The following is a 16,071-nucleotide window of genomic DNA, read 5'->3' on the forward strand; positions in this document are numbered from 1 at the left end:
CTGCTCGCGAATGCGGTGCGCCAGCAACATTAATGTATCTGGCTCACCGCTTTCGCGAGCAGGCTCGCTCCCACAATGTTTTGTGGTGTAACCAAAAATAAGGATCGAGCCATGCGCGCACTGGCTGCACTCAGCCGCTTTGTCGGCAATACCTTCGCTTACTGGGTTCTGATATTCGCCGTCGTGGCCTTCCTGCAACCGGCGTGGTTCATCGGCCTGAAAAGCGCGATCGTACCGCTGCTGGGTCTGGTGATGTTCGGCATGGGCCTGACCCTCAAACTCGACGACTTCGCCGCCGTCGCTCGCCATCCGTGGCGGGTGGCGCTGGGCGTGGTTGCGCATTTCGTGATCATGCCCGGTGTGGCGTGGTTGCTCTGCCAGGTGTTTCACCTGCCGCCAGAAATCGCCGTCGGGGTGATTCTGGTCGGTTGCTGCCCGAGCGGCACCTCTTCGAACGTGATGACCTGGCTGGCGCGCGGTGATCTGGCGCTTTCCGTGGCGATTGCCGCGGTCACCACCCTGCTCGCCCCACTGTTGACCCCGGCACTGATCTGGCTGCTGGCCTCGGCGTGGTTGCCGGTATCGTTCATGGAGCTGTTCTGGTCGATCCTGCAAGTGGTGCTGTTGCCGATCGTTCTCGGCGTGGTCGCGCAGCGGCTGCTCGGCGACAAGGTGCGGCATGCGGTGGATGTGTTGCCGCTGGTGTCGGTGGTCAGCATCGTGATTATTGTCACCGCCGTGGTCGCGGCGAGTCAGGCGAAAATCGCCGAGTCCGGCCTGTTGATCATGGCCGTGGTGATGCTGCACAACAGCTTCGGTTACCTGCTCGGCTACTTCACCGGGCGCCTGTTCGGCCTGCCGCTGGCTCAGCGCAAGTCGCTGGCACTGGAAGTCGGCATGCAGAATTCGGGACTGGGCGCGGCATTGGCCAGTGCGCACTTCTCGCCACTGGCGGCGGTGCCGAGCGCGCTGTTCAGCGTTTGGCACAATATTTCCGGAGCACTGCTGTCGACGTACTTCCGGCGCATGAGCGAGAAGGAAGACCGCGACAGCCTCGCGCAACGGGCTGCCGATTGAGGCTGAAAACTTGATCCCCGGGTTAATGCTCGTCAGTATATTGCGCAACGCGGGGACGACCCTGCGGCTCGATCGAGTCATTAATCTGGGGACGACCCCGTCAATCGATGGAGGTCCTGCATGTCCTGGATCATTCTGTTTTGCGCCGGTCTGTTCGAAGTCGGCTGGGCCGTCGGCCTGAAATACACCGACGGCTTCACCCGCCCGCTCCCCACCGCCCTGACCGTTGCCGCCATGGCCATCAGCCTTGGTTTGCTCGGTCTGGCGATGAAGGAATTGCCTTTGGGTACGGCGTATGCGATCTGGACCGGTGTCGGTGCCGTGGGCACGGTGATCGCCGGGATCATTCTGTTCGGTGAGTCGATGGCATTGATTCGGCTGGTCAGTGTGGCGTTGATCGTCACGGGTTTGATAGGCCTTAAAGTCAGCGCTTAAGCCACTAGCGTCTTCGCGAGCAGGCTCGCTCCCACATTCAACCGCGTTCCGTCATTGGAATACGGCCAACTGTGGGAGCGAGCCTGCTTGCGAAGGGGCCTTTTAATACACCGACTATCTGACAGATCCGCGCAACTCCCCCACCAAAACCTGCAACTTAGCCGGCTCGGTCCCTTCGGTAATTGCCGGCCCCGCCACCAGCGTCACCCGCGACCACAAGCGATGGAACAAGCCCTTGCTCGGATCGCGACTAAAGAAACTCCCCCACAATCCTTGCAACGCCAGCGGAATCACCGGTACCGGGGTCTCTTCGAGAATCCGCGTCACGCCGCCACGAAACTCGTTGATCTCGCCATCGGCGGTCAATTTACCTTCCGGGAAAATGCACACCAGCTCACCGTCCTTCAGATATTGGGCAATGCGCGTGAAGGCTTTTTCGTAGATCTGGATGTCTTCCTGGCGTCCGGCGATAGGAATCGCGCCCGCCGTGCGAAAGATGAAGTTCAGCACCGGCAGGTTGTAGATCTTGTAGTACATGACAAAGCGAATCGGCCTACGCACGGCACCGCCGATGAGCAAGGCGTCAACGAACGACACGTGGTTGCACACCAGCAGCGCCGCGCCCTCGTCCGGGATCGCTTCAAGGTTGCGGTGCTCGACGCGGTACATGGAATGGCTGAGCAGCCAGATCATGAAGCGCATGCTGAATTCCGGAACGATCTTGAAGATGTAGGCATTGACGCCGATGTTCAGCAGCGACACCACCAGGAACAGTTGCGGGATCGACAGCTTGGCGATGCTCAGCAAAATGATCGAAACAATCGCCGACACCACCATGAACAACGCGTTGAGAATGTTGTTGGCGGCAATCACCCGCGCCCGCTCGTTTTCAGCCGTGCGCGACTGGATCAGCGCGTACAGCGGCACAATATAGAAACCACCGAAAATGCCCAGGCCAAGGATGTCGATCAACACCGCCCAGGTGTGCACGAAGCCCAGCACGGCAATCCAGCTATGGCCGGTGACGCTGTCCGGGATCCCACCGGAATGCCACCACAGCAACAGGCCGAACACGGTCAGGCCAAACGAGCCAAACGGCACCAGTCCGATCTCGACTTTGCGCCCGGAGAGCTTTTCGCAGAGCATCGAACCCAGCGCGATGCCCACCGAAAACACCGTCAAAATCAACGTGACCACGGTTTCGTCACCGTGCATCCATTCCTTGGCGTAGGCCGGGATCTGCGTCAGGTAAATCGCCCCGACAAACCAGAACCACGAGTTACCGACAATCGAGCGCGACACCGCAGGCGTCTGGCCCAGACCGAGTTTCAACGTCGCCCAGGACTGACTGAAGATATTCCAGTTCAGGCGCATTTCCGGCGACGAGGCCGCCGCGCGCGGAATGCTGCGGCTGGCCAGATAACCCAGCACGGCAATGCCGACGATCGCTGCGGAGACTACCGGCGCGTAGTGCTCGGACGACATCATGATCCCGGCGCCGATGGTGCCGGCGAGAATCGCCAGAAACGTGCCCATTTCCACCAGACCGTTGCCGCCGACCAGTTCATCGTCGCGCAAGGCCTGCGGCAGGATCGAATACTTCACCGGGCCGAACAACGCCGAGTGCGTGCCCATGGCGAACAGTGCCACCAGCATCAGCGACAGATGATCGAAGAGGAAGCCGATCGATCCTACGGCCATGATGGCGATTTCCGCGAGCTTGATCAGACGGATCAGCGCGTCCTTGGCGAATTTTTCCCCAAATTGCCCGGCCAGCGCCGAGAACAGGAAAAACGGCAGGATAAACAGCAGCGCGCAGAGGTTGACCCAGATCGAGCGATCGCCCTCGATGGTCAGCCGATAGAGGATGGCGAGGATCAACGACTGCTTGAACACGTTGTCGTTGAACGCGCCGAGCGACTGGGTAATAAAGAAGGGCAAAAAGCGCCGGGTGCGCAACAGGTTGAACTGTGAGGGGTGACTCATCTTCCGTGTTTCCTGATGTTAGGTAATGAGGCCTGGGTGCTTGTTATTGGATTCCCGCACCACGATCCAGGCCACACCTTACCTAAACTTTTCGGATTATTTCTTCAAACCTGCGATACACGGCGAGACAAACAGCTCGCCTCGCCACGCGCCCTGCACGGTGCGCTTGCCGACGATCAGCCACATTGCCGCCAACAAAATCACCAGCGCCGTACCGAACACACTGAAAAATGTCAGGTTGAGGATACTTGCCAGTTTCAGCGTCGCCAGCGAATACACCCCCAATGGGAAGGTGAAGCCCCACCAGCCGAGGTTGAACGGAATGCCGTCACGCAGATAACGCACGGTGATCAACAGTGCCATCAACATCCACCACAGACCAAAACCCCACAGCGTGATCCCAGCGACCAGACCCAGGCCCGCAGCGATCTCACCGACGCCGGGCAGACCATTCGCGGCAAAAATCGCTGGCGCCTCACCGCCCAACAGCAACATGCCCAGCGCACCGGTGCCGATCGGCCCCAGCGCCAGCCAGCTCGACGCGGCCATGTTTTCGTGGGGCAGTTTGTGCAAGGCCATGCGCAGCAACAGAATGGTGAGAATGCTGAACGCCACCGGCAGCGAGAATGCCCAAAGCACATAGCTGGTAGTCAGTACGATCAGTTGCCCATGGGCGTCGGTCAGATGCGGGGCGAGCAAGCCGCCGCTGGCCGCTGCCACTTCCGCCGCCACTACCGGCAGCAACCAGACCGCGGTCATCTGATCGATGCTGTGTTCCTGGCGGGTAAACATCATGTACGGAATCAGCACACCGCAGGCCAGCGACATCGCCACATCGATCCACCACAACATTTCAACGAGCTGAATGATACCGTCGCCCCAGCGCGGCAGCCCGAACAGCAAAAAGCCGTTAATGATCGTCGCCAGGCCCATGGGAATGGTGCCGAAGAACATCGACACGGTGGAATGACCGAAAATCCGCCGCGCCTCGTCAAAGAACAAAATCCAGCGCGCGGCGTAGGCAGCGGTAAACAGGCTGAACAAGAGAATGTTGAACAGCCACAGCCCCTCGGCCACGGCGCGCAATCCGGGAATGGCCAGCGGCAACTGGGCAAGCGCCAATGCCAGCACACCGGTGCCCATGGTCGCGGCGAACCAGTTCGGCGTGAACTGGCGGATCACTTCACGCGGATGCTGAAGCTGGCTGAAAGGTTTGTAGCCGGGGGTGACACTGTTAGGGCAAATCATCATGAACTCCTGTCCTCTGGTGAGGTTGAGTTCATGGTAGATCCGAATCGAATATCGATATAACGGGTAATATCTCTAACTGTTATCTGTTTTGCAGATAAGTATCTACACGCGCTTAAGGAGCGCTGCAAACTCTGCCTGTCTGCGGACGCAGACTGAGCAGCAGCGCAGCCACGGCCAGCACGATCAATACAACGCCGTAACCATCAGTGGTCGCCAGCAACCCGAAACTGCGAGCCAGTTGCCCGGCCAGCAACGCCGGCAAACAGAACGCCAGATAACTGAGCACGTAATACGCCGACATCAACCCGGCTCGCTCGTGTGGCGAGGCCAGCGACACCAGACTGCGCACCGTACCGAGGAAACCGGAACCGAAGCCGCAACCGGCGACCAGGGTGCCAAAGAAAAACAGCGACAGACTGGCGCCATGCACACCGAGCAGAATCAGCACTAGCCCGATCGGCAGCAAGCTCGCGCCCAGCCGCAGCGCCTGAGCGGCCGGACGATTGCGCATCATGAAAATCATCAACGCACCGGTCACGGTGAGCGCCGCGACCGTAGCGCCACCAATCAGATTGGAGGTAGAGCCAGTGGCGGTGCGCACCAATGACGGTGCCAGCGAGGCATAAAAACCACCGAGCGCCCAGGTTGCGGTGTTCAGCGGCAGCACTCGCCACAACGTTGAACGCGCTTGCACCGGCACGTGCAGGGTCGGCCGCAACGACGCCAGCGCCCCACCTTGCCGCGAAACGCTCTCCGGCAGGCGCCAGACATACACGCCTTGCAACACAAACAGTGCCAACAGTAACCAGTAAGTCAGCTGTAACGGCGCCGGCGCGAATTCCGCCAGCAAGCCACAACCCAAACCGCCCAGAGCCATCCCGAGTAACGGTGCGACACTGTTGATCAGCGGCCCCTGCTGCCGGTCGGTATCGAGCAGCGTTGCGCTCAATACGGCAGTGGCCATGCCGGTGGCGAAACCTTGCAGCACCCGCGCGCCGATCAACCACGACACCCTGTCGGCATAAATGAACAGCAACATGGCCAGCGCATTGAGCAGCACGGCACTGAAGATCACCGGTTTGCGGCCGAGATGGTCGGAAAGCGAGCCCACCGTCAGCAACGCTGCCAACAGACTCAAGGCGTATACGGCAAAAATCAGCGTGAGCATCGCTGCCGAGAAATGCAGTTGATCCTGATACAAGTGATACAACGGCGTCGGCGCGGTGGAAGCGGCGAGAAAACTGAGTAAGGTGATCGCCAGAAACCACAAGCTGGACCGGTGAGAAGCGAAATTATTCAAGGGGCTGGTCATGGGCACACTCCGCAAAAGCTAATTTTTTGCTTTTGCGCAGTGTGCTACCGCCCAGCGCTTAAAGCAAATTCTTTGTGTTAAGGTCTGCCGCATGGCTATTAAAGAAGGTTTACGCCCCGGTGGCCGCAGTGCCCGGGTGCAGGAGTCGATTCATTCGGCGGTCAATGCGCTGCTGCGAGAGCAGGAACGTTCTACCGTGACCGTCCCGCAAATCGCCGCCCGCGCGGGGGTTACGCCGTCGACGATCTACCGCCGCTGGGGTGATCTGGCAGCATTGTTGGCGGACGTCGCCCTCGCCCGCATGCGCCCGGACAGCGAGCCGGCGAACACTGGCAGCCTGCGCGGCGATATCCGCGCCTGGGCCGAGCAATATCTCGACGAGATGAGTTCGGAGGTCGGGCGCAACATGATGCGCGACGTGCAGGCCAGCGCTACGCCGGGCTATTGCGTGGCGATCATCGGTGCGCAGTTGCAGACCATCGTCGATCGCTATCCGCATGAGAAGGCGCCGAGTGTCGATCGCTTGATCAATCTGGTGGTGGCGCCGGTGGTGTTCCGGATTCTGTTTTCGGCCACGGCGCTGGAGGTTGAAGAGCTCCATCGCCTGATCGATATTGCGCTGCGTCTGGACTGACGCGCTCGCTCCCACAAGGGAATGCATTCCAGAACGTGGGAGCAAGCCTGCTCGCGAAGAGGTCCGCCCAGTCACCACAAGAACCACCCGGTACCCCGCCTGCGACACCCCGCCACGCCACGACCTTGGTCGACACTGACTAACCGCCGCGCCCGTGCGAGACTGTCCGCCCGGGCAGGAGTGCCGGGGAGTCATTTGTCGGGAGTGCTGCATGTCGTTGTCCACCGGGCTGATCGCCGTCGTTGCCCTGGCCTACATGGCCATCATGTTCGCTATCGCCTTCTACGGCGACCGTCGCAGCACACCGTTGCCGCCGCGGGTGCGTGCCTGGGTGTACAGCCTGTCGCTGGCGGTCTACTGCACCAGCTGGACGTTCTTCGGCGCGGTCGGTCAGGCGGCGGAACAACTGTGGTCATTTCTGCCGATCTACCTCGGGCCGATCCTGCTGCTGGTCGGCGCGCCGTGGGTCCTGCAGAAAATGGTGATGATCAGCAAACAGGAGAACATCACCTCCATCGCTGACTTCATCGCCGCGCGCTACGGCAAATCGCAATCGCTGGCGGTGGTTGTGGCGCTGATCTGTCTGGTCGGCGTGCTGCCCTATATTGCCCTGCAACTCAAAGGCATTGTCCTCGGCGTGAACCTGTTGATCGGCGCCGGCGCCGATGCCATGGGCACCCGCGCTCAGGACACGGCGCTGATCGTGTCGCTGGTGCTGGCGCTGTTCACCATCGTTTTCGGCACGCGCAATCTCGACGCCACCGAACACCACCGTGGCATGGTGCTGGCGATTGCCTTTGAATCGCTGGTCAAGCTGTTCGCCTTTCTCGCCGTCGGCGCCTTCGTCACGTACGGCCTGTATGACGGTTTCGACGACCTGTTCAATCAGGCGATGCTCGCCCCGCGCCTTGAGGCGTACTGGAAGGAAACCATCAACTGGCCATCGATGGTGGTGCAGACCGGCGTGGCGATGATGGCGATCATCTGCCTGCCCCGGCAATTTCACGTCACCGTGGTGGAGAACATCGACCCGCAGGATCTGCGTCTGGCGAAATGGGTGTTCCCCGCCTATCTGGCTTTGGCCGCATTGTTTGTAGTCCCGATCGCCCTTGCCGGTCAGATGATGCTGCCCAGCGATGTACTGCCCGACTCGTTCGTGATCAGCCTGCCGCTGGCCCAGGCCCATCCGGCGCTGGCGATGCTGGCGTTCATCGGCGGCGCATCGGCAGCGACCGGCATGGTGATTGTCGCCAGCGTCGCACTGTCGACCATGGTCTCCAACGACATGCTGCTGCCGTGGCTGTTGCGCCGCAACAACGCCGAGCGCCCGTTCGAGGTGTTCCGCCAGTGGATGCTCTCGGTGCGCCGCGTCAGCATCGTGGTGATTCTGCTGCTGGCCTACGTCAGTTATCGCTTGCTCGGCTCGACCGCGAGCCTGGCGACCATCGGCCAGATCGCCTTCGCCGCGGTTACGCAACTGGCGCCGGCCATGCTCGGCGCGCTGTACTGGAAACAGGCCAACCGCCGGGGCGTGTTCGCCGGCCTCGCCACCGGCACGTTCCTGTGGTTTTACACGCTGGTGCTGCCGATTGCCGCGCACAGTCTCGGCTGGTCGCTGGCGAGTTTCCCTGGGTTGGCGTGGCTGCACAGCAATCCACTGAACCTGCCGATCACCCCGCTGACTCAAGGCGTAGTGCTGTCGCTGGCCGGTAATTTCACCCTGTTCGCCTGGGTCTCGGTGCTCTCGCGCACGCGGGTTTCCGAGCACTGGCAGGCTGGGCGTTTCATCGGCCAGGAAATCAGCGCACGACCTAATGCTCGTTCGATGCTGGCGGTACAGATCGACGATCTGCTGCAACTGGCGGCGCGTTTTGTCGGCGAAGAACGCGCGCGGCAGAGCTTCATTCGCTTCGCCTACCGCCAGGGCAAGGGCTTCAACCCCAACCAGAACGCCGACAGCGAATGGATTGCCCACACCGAACGCTTGCTGGCTGGTGTCCTCGGCGCTTCTTCGACGCGCGCCGTAGTAAAGGCCGCCATCGAAGGTAGGGAAATGCAGTTGGAGGACGTAGTCCGAATCGCTGACGAAGCCTCGGAAGTGCTGCAGTTCAACCGAGCGCTGCTGCAAGGCGCGATCGAGAACATCACTCAGGGCATCAGCGTGGTTGACCAGTCGCTGAAACTGGTGGCGTGGAACCGGCGTTATCTGGAGCTGTTCAACTACCCCGACGGCCTGATCAGCGTCGGCCGGCCGATTGCCGACATCATTCGCTACAACGCCGAACGCGGTTTGTGCGGCCCCGGCGAAGCGGAAGTGCACGTCGCGCGACGCTTGCACTGGATGCGTCAGGGCCGCGCGCACACTTCCGAACGGCTGTTCCCCAATGGCCGGGTGATCGAGCTGATCGGCAACCCGATGCCCGGCGGCGGATTTGTCATGAGTTTCACCGACATTACCGCGTTCCGCGAAGCCGAACAGGCGCTGACCGAGGCGAACGAAGGGCTGGAGCAACGGGTCAGCGAACGCACTCAGGAACTGTCGCAACTCAATGTCGCGCTCACCGAAGCCAAGGGCAATGCCGAGGCGGCCAACCAGTCGAAAACCCGCTTCCTCGCCGCCGTCAGCCATGACTTGATGCAACCGCTGAACGCCGCACGGCTGTTCTCCGCCGCCCTCTCCCACCAGAACGAAGGCTTGAGCGCAGAGGCGCAACAACTGGTGCAACACCTCGACAGCTCGCTGCGTTCGGCGGAAGACCTGATCAGCGATCTGCTGGACATCTCGCGTCTGGAAAACGGCAAGATCAACCCGGACCGCAAAGCGTTCGTCGTCAATGAACTGTTCGACACCCTCGGCGCAGAATTCAAGGCACTGGCCCAAGAGCAAAAACTCACGTTCCGGGTGCGTGACAGTCAATTGCGCATCGACAGCGACATCAAACTGCTGCGGCGGATTCTGCAGAACTTCCTCACCAACGCGTTCCGCTACGCCAAAGGCCCGGTGCTGCTGGGCGTGCGTCGGCGCGGTGGTGAGTTATGTCTGGAAGTCTGGGATCGCGGCCCGGGCATTCCGGAAGACAAGCAGCAGGTAATTTTTGAAGAATTCAAACGCCTCGACAGCCACCAGACCCGCGCCGAAAAAGGCCTGGGCCTGGGTCTGGCGATCGCCGACGGCTTGTGCCGCGTGCTCGGGCACACCCTGCGCGTTCGCTCCTGGCCGGGGCGCGGCAGTGTGTTCAGCGTCACGGTCCCGCTGGCGCGCGCGCAAACGCCTGCGGCGAGCGCCTCGGTCGAACCGAACAGCAAAATGCTCAGCGGCGCGCAGGTGCTGTGCATCGATAACGAAGACAGCATCCTGATCGGCATGAACAGCCTGTTGAGCCGCTGGGGCTGCCACGTGTGGACGGCGCGCAATCGCGAAGAATGCGCAGCGATATTGAATGAAGGTGTGCGGCCGCAACTGGCGCTGGTCGACTATCACCTCGACCACGGCGATACCGGCACAGAGCTGATGGCCTGGTTGCGCACGCGCCTGGGCGAGCCGGTACCCGGCGTGGTAATCAGCGCGGACGGACGCCCGGAGACCGTAGCGCAAGTGCATGCGGCGGGGCTTGATTATCTGGCCAAACCGGTGAAGCCCGCAGCGTTGCGGGCGCTTTTGAGTCGGTATTTGCCGTTGTAGAAGGTGATCTTGCAGACGCCTTCGCGAGCAGGCTCGCTCCCACAGAAAAGCAAAAGCAAAAGATCGCAGCCTTCGGCAGCTCCTACACAATGAGCGCAAGCTCGAGTGCTTTTGATCTTGATTCACCGGCGACGTCGGAAGGCTGAGCGGATTGATCCCGGAGCGAAGGAACCCGAGCTTGCGAGGGCCGAACGTAGGAGCAAGCGTTTTTTTGCTTATTTTTTTACTGGGCCGGCATTCCGGGCGTTTGTAAAAAAAGTGAGTCGCCGTAAGGGCGAAACCGCCAGCCGCCATCACCGCAGCAACGGATATGCCCCCAAAATCAGCCCAAAAAACGACGCCTACTCAGGCAACTCAACCAACCCATCAACATCCGTCATCGCCCGCTCCAGCAAATCCGCCGGCAAGCTCTTGCTCGCCCGCGCACCGAGCAACTTCAACTGCTCACTGCGGCTGACCAGATTACCGCGCCCTTCTGTGAGCTTGTTACGCGCCGAGCTGTAAGCCTTGTCCAGTTGCTGCAGACGATTGCCCACTTCGTCCAGATCCTGAATAAACAACACGAACTTGTCGTACAGCCAACCCGCGCGCTCGGCGATTTCCCGGGCGTTCTGGCTCTGCCGTTCCTGCTTCCACAGACTGTCGATCACCCGCAGCGTGGCCAGCAGCGTAGTCGGGCTGACGATCACGATATTGCGGTCGAAAGCGTCCTGAAACAGCGACGGCTCAGCCTGCAATGCCGCAGAAAATGCCGCTTCGATCGGTACGAACAGCAAAACGAAATCGAGGCTGTGCAAGCCTTCCAGACGCTTGTAATCCTTGCCGGCCAGACCTTTGACATGATTGCGCAGCGACAACACGTGCTGCTTGATCGCGACCTGCCCCAACGTGTCGTCATCAGCCGCAACATATTGTTGATAGGCCGTGAGGCTGACTTTCGAGTCGACCACCACCTGCTTGTCGCCGGGCAGATAAATGATCACATCGGGCTGGAAGCGCTCACCGTCCGGGCCTTTGAGATTGACCTGAGTCTGATACTCGCGGCCCTTCTCCAGACCCGCGTGCTCAAGAACGCGCTCGAGGATCAATTCGCCCCAATTGCCCTGGGTTTTCTGGCCCTTGAGCGCGCGAGTCAGATTGGTCGCTTCGTCGCTCAGGCGCAGGTTCAACGCCTGCAAACGCTCCAGCTCCTTGGCCAGCGAGAAGCGCTCGCGGGCTTCGGCCTGATAGCTTTCTTCAACGCGTTTTTCAAAGGACTGGATGCGTTCTTTCAACGGATCGAGTAACTGCCCGAGCCGCTGCTGGCTGGTTTCGGCAAAGCGCTGCTCACGCTCATCGAAGATCTTGCCGGCCAGCTCGGCGAATTGCGCGCGCAGTTCATCGCGTGAGCCTTGCAGGTCGTTGAGACGTTGTTGATGGCTTTCCTGTTGCTCTCGCAGTTCGGCACTCAGCGAGGCAGCGTGGGCGTCCAGGCGGCGTAACTCAGCATCCTTGTTGGCGCGTTCGAGGTTCCAGGCGTGGGAGGCGTCGCGGGCGTCATCGCGCTCGATCTGCAGCAATTCAACTTCGCGGCGCAGGGCGGCGAGGTCTGCCTGTTTGGCGGCGTTGGCCTGGCCGAGGTCGGCGATCTCATCGCGACTCGCTTCAAGCTGCGCGGTGAGGCCGTCCTGGGCCAGTTGCGCCATGGCCAGGCGCTCTTCGAGCAAGGCCAGATCGGCCTGGGCGTTGCTGGCCCTGCGTTGCAGTTGCCAGGCCAGCGCCAACAGCGGCAACCCTGCCGCCGCCAGACCGAGCAATACGCTGGTCAAGTCCATAGCCATAGCGACTCCTGCCAATCGGATAAAGCCTGAAGGTTAACCAAGGTGTCAGGGCTTGGACAGCTCAGTCTTCGATCAGACCGAGTTCCTGTTGCGCGCGACGGTCACCGGCGCGGGCGGCCTGACGCAGCAGCTCCTGACCGATACGCCGATCACGGGCATTGCCGCACTCACGGCAGATCAATTGGCCGAGACGGCTTTGCGCAGCGACTACACCTTCACGCGCCGGTTGCTTGAGCAGGCGGCCCGCGAGGTGTTTGGCGCTGGGGCTGTCGCTCAGGCGCGGCGCATCGAGCAGCCATTCGGCCACACGCACGGAAAAACGCTTGGGAGCGGTAACAGAGGTCGGGTTGGAGGTAACAGAGTCTGATACTGAGCGAAACTTCATAAAGCACTGCGGGACAGATCGGAAGGCGCGCCACTTTACTCTCTTTTTCTTACAGGTAAAGTCGAAAAAAACCCGGCACGCCCGTCCTAGAGCAAGCGCTAGGGACAATCCACAGAAGCTGTGGATAAGTCAGTGGACAACCGCTCTGTGATCCTCGCAAAGCCTTATGGAATGGGGCTCGCAGTCAAACTGACGATTTTTTCACCAACAAAAAAAGACGATATTTTTCATTGACTTAAACTTTTGATACAGGCAGCGACTGGAGTCAGGATCGATGTGACAGTTGCGTTACGCTCTGCGCAACTAATGTGCACAAGTACCTGTGAGCCGGTTATATGCGTGCGCTTTTTCGGGTCATTTTGCGCAGCTGCGACCGACCGAAAGGCTCTGCGAAAAGCATGCACGCCGACGGACGGTGCGACACGACCTTTCCCTGTGACCCTTTTTTTGGTCATGGGGTTTGCTTCGCCCGAACGGATCCGTTACTATCCGCGGCGTTAGTACCAAGCTGAAAGTCAATTCCGGTCGAACATCTCCCCACGGTCAACTTCCAACAGGAAGACACTGCCGAAAAAAGCGGGAACGACCCCTCGATGGTTTCCAGGTAAATCTTGCGACGACGCTGCCTTTGAACGAAAACAAAGGGCGTTGCGAAGAACACTTACTCTGACCGAACCAACCTGCAAATTGATCAGGATCTTCACCCCGGGCCCAGAACCTTTGCCCTCGCTGTGATGCCTGTCCTCCTAAGTACCTACCTGCCAGCCCAAGCGCGCTCACTTATCAGCGCTTCAAACTGGCTGCTTTGTTCCAGTCGGGTTCTTCGTTCGATCAATGGTGATCAACGTTACTGGAACGTTTTAACGTTGCACGGTTCTTATCCGTGTCATTTGTAGGAACACCTAATAACTATGTCTACTCAAATCCAGACTCAGGATGCCATTCGCACCCTAACCAACGCTTTTGCTCCAATGAACTGCCTGATCATGGCCGCTCGCAAAGGCTGCTTCAGCTTCACCGTGGTCAATGAACACGGCATCGCTCGTCACAGCGAGCGTTTGTACCCCGATCAATACTCCAGCGCCGAACCGCTGCAGGCCGTGATCGAGCGTACCCGTCAGGCACTGGTTGCCTGAGAGCCGGACAGGCTGCAAAAGCAAAGCCCTGCTGAAAAGCGGGGCTTTTTATTGCCTGATATTTCACTTTTAGCGCTGCGCTTCTAAGCATGTTCCGATCTAACGCCCGGGATCCGATGGCGGAAATATTTTAAAAACAGACCTTTACACGCTGAATATGACACTACACTTCAACTCAAGCGGCTTGACCCGCTTGCGGCGAGCCTGAGTCGATCCACTGCTGCCAAGGCCCCTTCAGGACTCGCCCTCAACAACAAGAACCGAGGGTGTTATGGGTATCGCTGCCAGCGAACTGTGCCGCTATGTGATCCGTCCCACGCTGATTTATCTGGGACGCCACTGCGCAACTGCCGAATCCCTGCTGCTGGGTATCGCCGCCAGCCAGTCCGCCCTCGGGTCTGCCCTGCATGACCGCCGTGGCCATGGCCTCTACCGGATTGCCGAGCATCGGCATCAGGCCCTCTGGGATGATTATCTGGCGCTCGATCCGGAGCGCGCCAGCCTGGTGCGCGGCCTCGCCAGTCAGCATGCATTCCTCAGCGGCCCGCATCTGGAACTGACCGTCAACCTGCGTTACGCCACGGCCATCGCCTGGCTGCTGGTAGAAGAACAGAACCCCATCCTCCCCGCTCCGACCGACCTGCTCGGCATGGCGCGCATCTGGCGCCAGACCTTTCAACCGCAAGGCCGTTTGCGCGACTTCACCTATGCCTGGCAAACCTGTGTTTCACCGTTGAATCAGGTCGCTTGCTGACCGGGCGGTTTCACAAGTTCTCGCAACAAGTCGCCATTTTGGTCGGATTGTCCTACAAAACCGCTCTAACTCAAGGCTTACAAGCTATAGCGCTGGGACGAAAATGTTGGTAATTTTCGCCCCGGTGATCACCAGGAGTTCTAATAATGAAAAAAGTCATGCTCAAAACCACCCTTAGCCTCGCCGTTACCCTTGCCTCCACACAAATCTTCGCGGCAGGTTTTGCCCTCAACGAACAAAGCATCAGTGGGATGGGGACTGGTTTTGCCGGGCGATCTTCTTCTGCCGACGACGCAAGCACTGTTTATGGCAACCCGGCCGGCATGGCGCGCATCAAGCGCGAACAAGTCACCGGCGGCGTCGCCCTGGTCGACGCGCATACCGATATCAGCGATACCAGCTCCAGCCCGAACGGCGGCAGCAACAAAGGCGACATGGTGCCCCTCACTGCCGTACCGATGGGCTTCTATGTAAAACCGATCGATGATCACTGGGCATTCGGCCTCGGTGTGTACGTGCCGTTCGGTCTGATCACGGATTACGAAAACGGCTTCGCCGGTCGTTACTTCGGCAGCAAGTCGGAAGTACAAGTCATCACCTTCCAGCCCACCGTCAGCTACGCCTTCAACGACAAGGTGTCGATCGGTTTCGGCCCGACCATCAACCGCATCGACGGCTCGCTGGAATCCAACCTGTCGATCACCCAGGCACTGCCGGACGGCAAGGTCAAGATCAAGGGTGACGACACCGCGCTGGGCTACAACGTCGGCTTGCTGGTCCAGGCCACCGACACCACCCGTGTCGGCCTGACCTATCACTCCAAGGTCGACTACAAGCTCGAAGGCGACACCAAGGTCAACTACAACGCTCTGGCGCTGGTGGGCGTTGGCGCCAACCAGAAGTACGACGCTTCGTTGAAGATCACCACGCCGGAATCCGTGGACCTGTCGGTCACCCAGGCGATCAACGATCGCTGGAACGTATATGCCGGCACCACCTGGACCCGCTGGAGCCAGCTGGACAAGATCACCGTGAAGAACTCCGGCGTGCAGCCTCTGCTGGCCGGTCAGTTCGGTTCGATCAACGAAGACCAGAACTGGCATGACTCCTGGGCCTATGCCGTGGGTACCTCGTACCAGTTGAACAAGGAATGGGTCCTGCGTACCGGTCTGACCTTCGACCAGTCGCCAACCAATAACGAAGACCGCTCGCCGCGTATCCCGACTGGCGACCGCACCATCTTCAGTATCGGTGCCGGCTGGAGCCCGACCGACGACCTGACCATCGACGTCGCGTACTCGTACCTGAAAGAAGAGTCGGTCAACATCCGCAACGAAAACGCGCGTGGCCAGACTTACGATGCCAAGTATGAAAACTCGGCAAACGGCTTCGGTGTCGGCGCGACATACCGCTTCTGATGCACCGTGGCGAGGCTAACCCCTCGCCCAAGAAAAAGCCCCGCTCTCTTTACAGAGGCGGGGCTTTTTCATGCGTGGGCATCGAACAAACCGGTAGGAGCTGACGAGTGCAACGAGGCTGCGATCTTTTGATCCTGGAATTTCAAGAACAAAAGATCGCAGCCTCGTTGCACTCGTCAGC

The 16,071-nt window shown here is 60.0% G+C and carries 12 protein-coding genes; 7 read left to right on the forward strand and 5 right to left on the reverse strand.

Annotated elements, in window-relative coordinates:
* Window positions 1-111 precede the first annotated feature (111 nt).
* Together QMX86_RS23375 and sugE are read left to right on the forward strand one after the other, a co-directional pair.
* Window positions 112-1,077 carry a bile acid:sodium symporter family protein gene (locus QMX86_RS23375; RefSeq protein ID WP_273528731.1) on the forward strand — a complete coding sequence of 322 codons (966 nt, stop codon included), beginning with the start codon at window positions 112-114 and terminating at the stop codon, window positions 1,075-1,077.
* A 120-nt stretch (window positions 1,078-1,197) separates the two neighbouring features.
* On the forward strand, window positions 1,198-1,512 hold the full coding sequence (gene sugE, locus QMX86_RS23380; protein ID WP_024012188.1) for a quaternary ammonium compound efflux SMR transporter SugE: 315 nt from the start codon (window positions 1,198-1,200) through the stop codon (window positions 1,510-1,512).
* A 114-nt stretch (window positions 1,513-1,626) separates the two neighbouring features.
* Here the strand turns inward: sugE and QMX86_RS23385 are convergent, their stop codons facing one another.
* The 3 genes from QMX86_RS23385 to QMX86_RS23395 form a co-directional block, all read right to left on the reverse strand.
* On the reverse strand, window positions 1,627-3,498 hold the full coding sequence (locus QMX86_RS23385) for an MFS transporter (protein ID WP_282385947.1): 1,872 nt from the start codon (window positions 3,496-3,498) through the stop codon (window positions 1,627-1,629).
* Between the two features lie 96 nt (window positions 3,499-3,594).
* Window positions 3,595-4,746, reverse strand: coding sequence for a TDT family transporter (locus QMX86_RS23390; protein WP_282385945.1), 1,152 nt, complete (start codon window positions 4,744-4,746; stop codon window positions 3,595-3,597).
* A 115-nt stretch (window positions 4,747-4,861) separates the two neighbouring features.
* The gene (locus QMX86_RS23395) at window positions 4,862-6,049 is read right to left on the reverse strand and encodes an MFS transporter (protein ID WP_282385955.1); all 1,188 of its coding nucleotides are present in this window, start codon (window positions 6,047-6,049) and stop codon (window positions 4,862-4,864) included.
* A gap of 103 nt (window positions 6,050-6,152) precedes the next feature.
* On the opposite strand from QMX86_RS23395, the gene QMX86_RS23400 reads away from it, so the two are divergent.
* The gene (locus QMX86_RS23400) at window positions 6,153-6,695 is read left to right on the forward strand and encodes a TetR/AcrR family transcriptional regulator C-terminal ligand-binding domain-containing protein (RefSeq protein ID WP_282385943.1); all 543 of its coding nucleotides are present in this window, start codon (window positions 6,153-6,155) and stop codon (window positions 6,693-6,695) included.
* 211 nt (window positions 6,696-6,906) lie between these two features.
* A complete protein-coding gene (locus QMX86_RS23405) occupies window positions 6,907-10,377 on the forward strand; it encodes a PAS domain-containing hybrid sensor histidine kinase/response regulator (protein ID WP_282385941.1) in 3,471 nt (1,156 codons plus the stop codon).
* Window positions 10,378-10,718: 341 nt separating this feature from the next.
* Here QMX86_RS23405 and rmuC read toward each other — a convergent pair whose 3' ends face one another.
* Together rmuC and QMX86_RS23415 are read right to left on the reverse strand one after the other, a co-directional pair.
* Window positions 10,719-12,083 (reverse strand): DNA recombination protein RmuC, encoded by a 1,365-nt coding sequence (gene rmuC / locus QMX86_RS23410; protein WP_166554593.1) that lies wholly within the window; start codon window positions 12,081-12,083, stop codon window positions 10,719-10,721.
* A 175-nt stretch (window positions 12,084-12,258) separates the two neighbouring features.
* The gene (locus tag QMX86_RS23415; RefSeq protein WP_024012181.1) at window positions 12,259-12,582 is read right to left on the reverse strand and encodes a hypothetical protein; all 324 of its coding nucleotides are present in this window, start codon (window positions 12,580-12,582) and stop codon (window positions 12,259-12,261) included.
* 911 nt (window positions 12,583-13,493) lie between these two features.
* Between QMX86_RS23415 and QMX86_RS23420 the strand changes: the two genes are divergently transcribed.
* From QMX86_RS23420 to QMX86_RS23430, 3 genes are all read left to right on the forward strand, one after another.
* Window positions 13,494-13,718 (forward strand): hypothetical protein, encoded by a 225-nt coding sequence (locus QMX86_RS23420; RefSeq protein ID WP_016773719.1) that lies wholly within the window; start codon window positions 13,494-13,496, stop codon window positions 13,716-13,718.
* Window positions 13,719-13,989: 271 nt separating this feature from the next.
* A complete protein-coding gene (locus QMX86_RS23425) occupies window positions 13,990-14,472 on the forward strand; it encodes a hypothetical protein (RefSeq protein ID WP_073472662.1) in 483 nt (160 codons plus the stop codon).
* Between the two features lie 146 nt (window positions 14,473-14,618).
* Window positions 14,619-15,890: an outer membrane protein transport protein gene (locus QMX86_RS23430; protein ID WP_056783953.1), complete on the forward strand. Its 1,272-nt coding sequence runs from the start codon at window positions 14,619-14,621 to the stop codon at window positions 15,888-15,890.
* Window positions 15,891-16,071 lie beyond the last annotated feature (181 nt).

Source organism: Pseudomonas sp. PS01270, assembly GCF_029959775.1.
In the GTDB taxonomy this organism is placed as follows: domain Bacteria; phylum Pseudomonadota; class Gammaproteobacteria; order Pseudomonadales; family Pseudomonadaceae; genus Aquipseudomonas; species Aquipseudomonas atacamensis.

Bases quoted from the DNA above. Each gene is read 5' to 3' on its own strand.
- QMX86_RS23375 (WP_273528731.1), top strand. From the start codon at position 112: ATGCGCGCACTGGCTGCACTCAGCCGCTTTGTCGGCAATACCTTCGCT.
- sugE (WP_024012188.1), top strand. From the start codon at position 1,198: ATGTCCTGGATCATTCTGTTTTGCGCCGGTCTGTTCGAAGTCGGCTGG.
- QMX86_RS23385 (WP_282385947.1), bottom strand. From the start codon at position 3,498: ATGAGTCACCCCTCACAGTTCAACCTGTTGCGCACCCGGCGCTTTTTG.
- QMX86_RS23390 (WP_282385945.1), bottom strand. From the start codon at position 4,746: ATGATTTGCCCTAACAGTGTCACCCCCGGCTACAAACCTTTCAGCCAG.
- QMX86_RS23400 (WP_282385943.1), top strand. From the start codon at position 6,153: ATGGCTATTAAAGAAGGTTTACGCCCCGGTGGCCGCAGTGCCCGGGTG.
- QMX86_RS23405 (WP_282385941.1), top strand. From the start codon at position 6,907: ATGTCGTTGTCCACCGGGCTGATCGCCGTCGTTGCCCTGGCCTACATG.
- QMX86_RS23415 (WP_024012181.1), bottom strand. From the start codon at position 12,582: ATGAAGTTTCGCTCAGTATCAGACTCTGTTACCTCCAACCCGACCTCT.
- QMX86_RS23420 (WP_016773719.1), top strand. From the start codon at position 13,494: ATGTCTACTCAAATCCAGACTCAGGATGCCATTCGCACCCTAACCAAC.
- QMX86_RS23425 (WP_073472662.1), top strand. From the start codon at position 13,990: ATGGGTATCGCTGCCAGCGAACTGTGCCGCTATGTGATCCGTCCCACG.
- QMX86_RS23430 (WP_056783953.1), top strand. From the start codon at position 14,619: ATGAAAAAAGTCATGCTCAAAACCACCCTTAGCCTCGCCGTTACCCTT.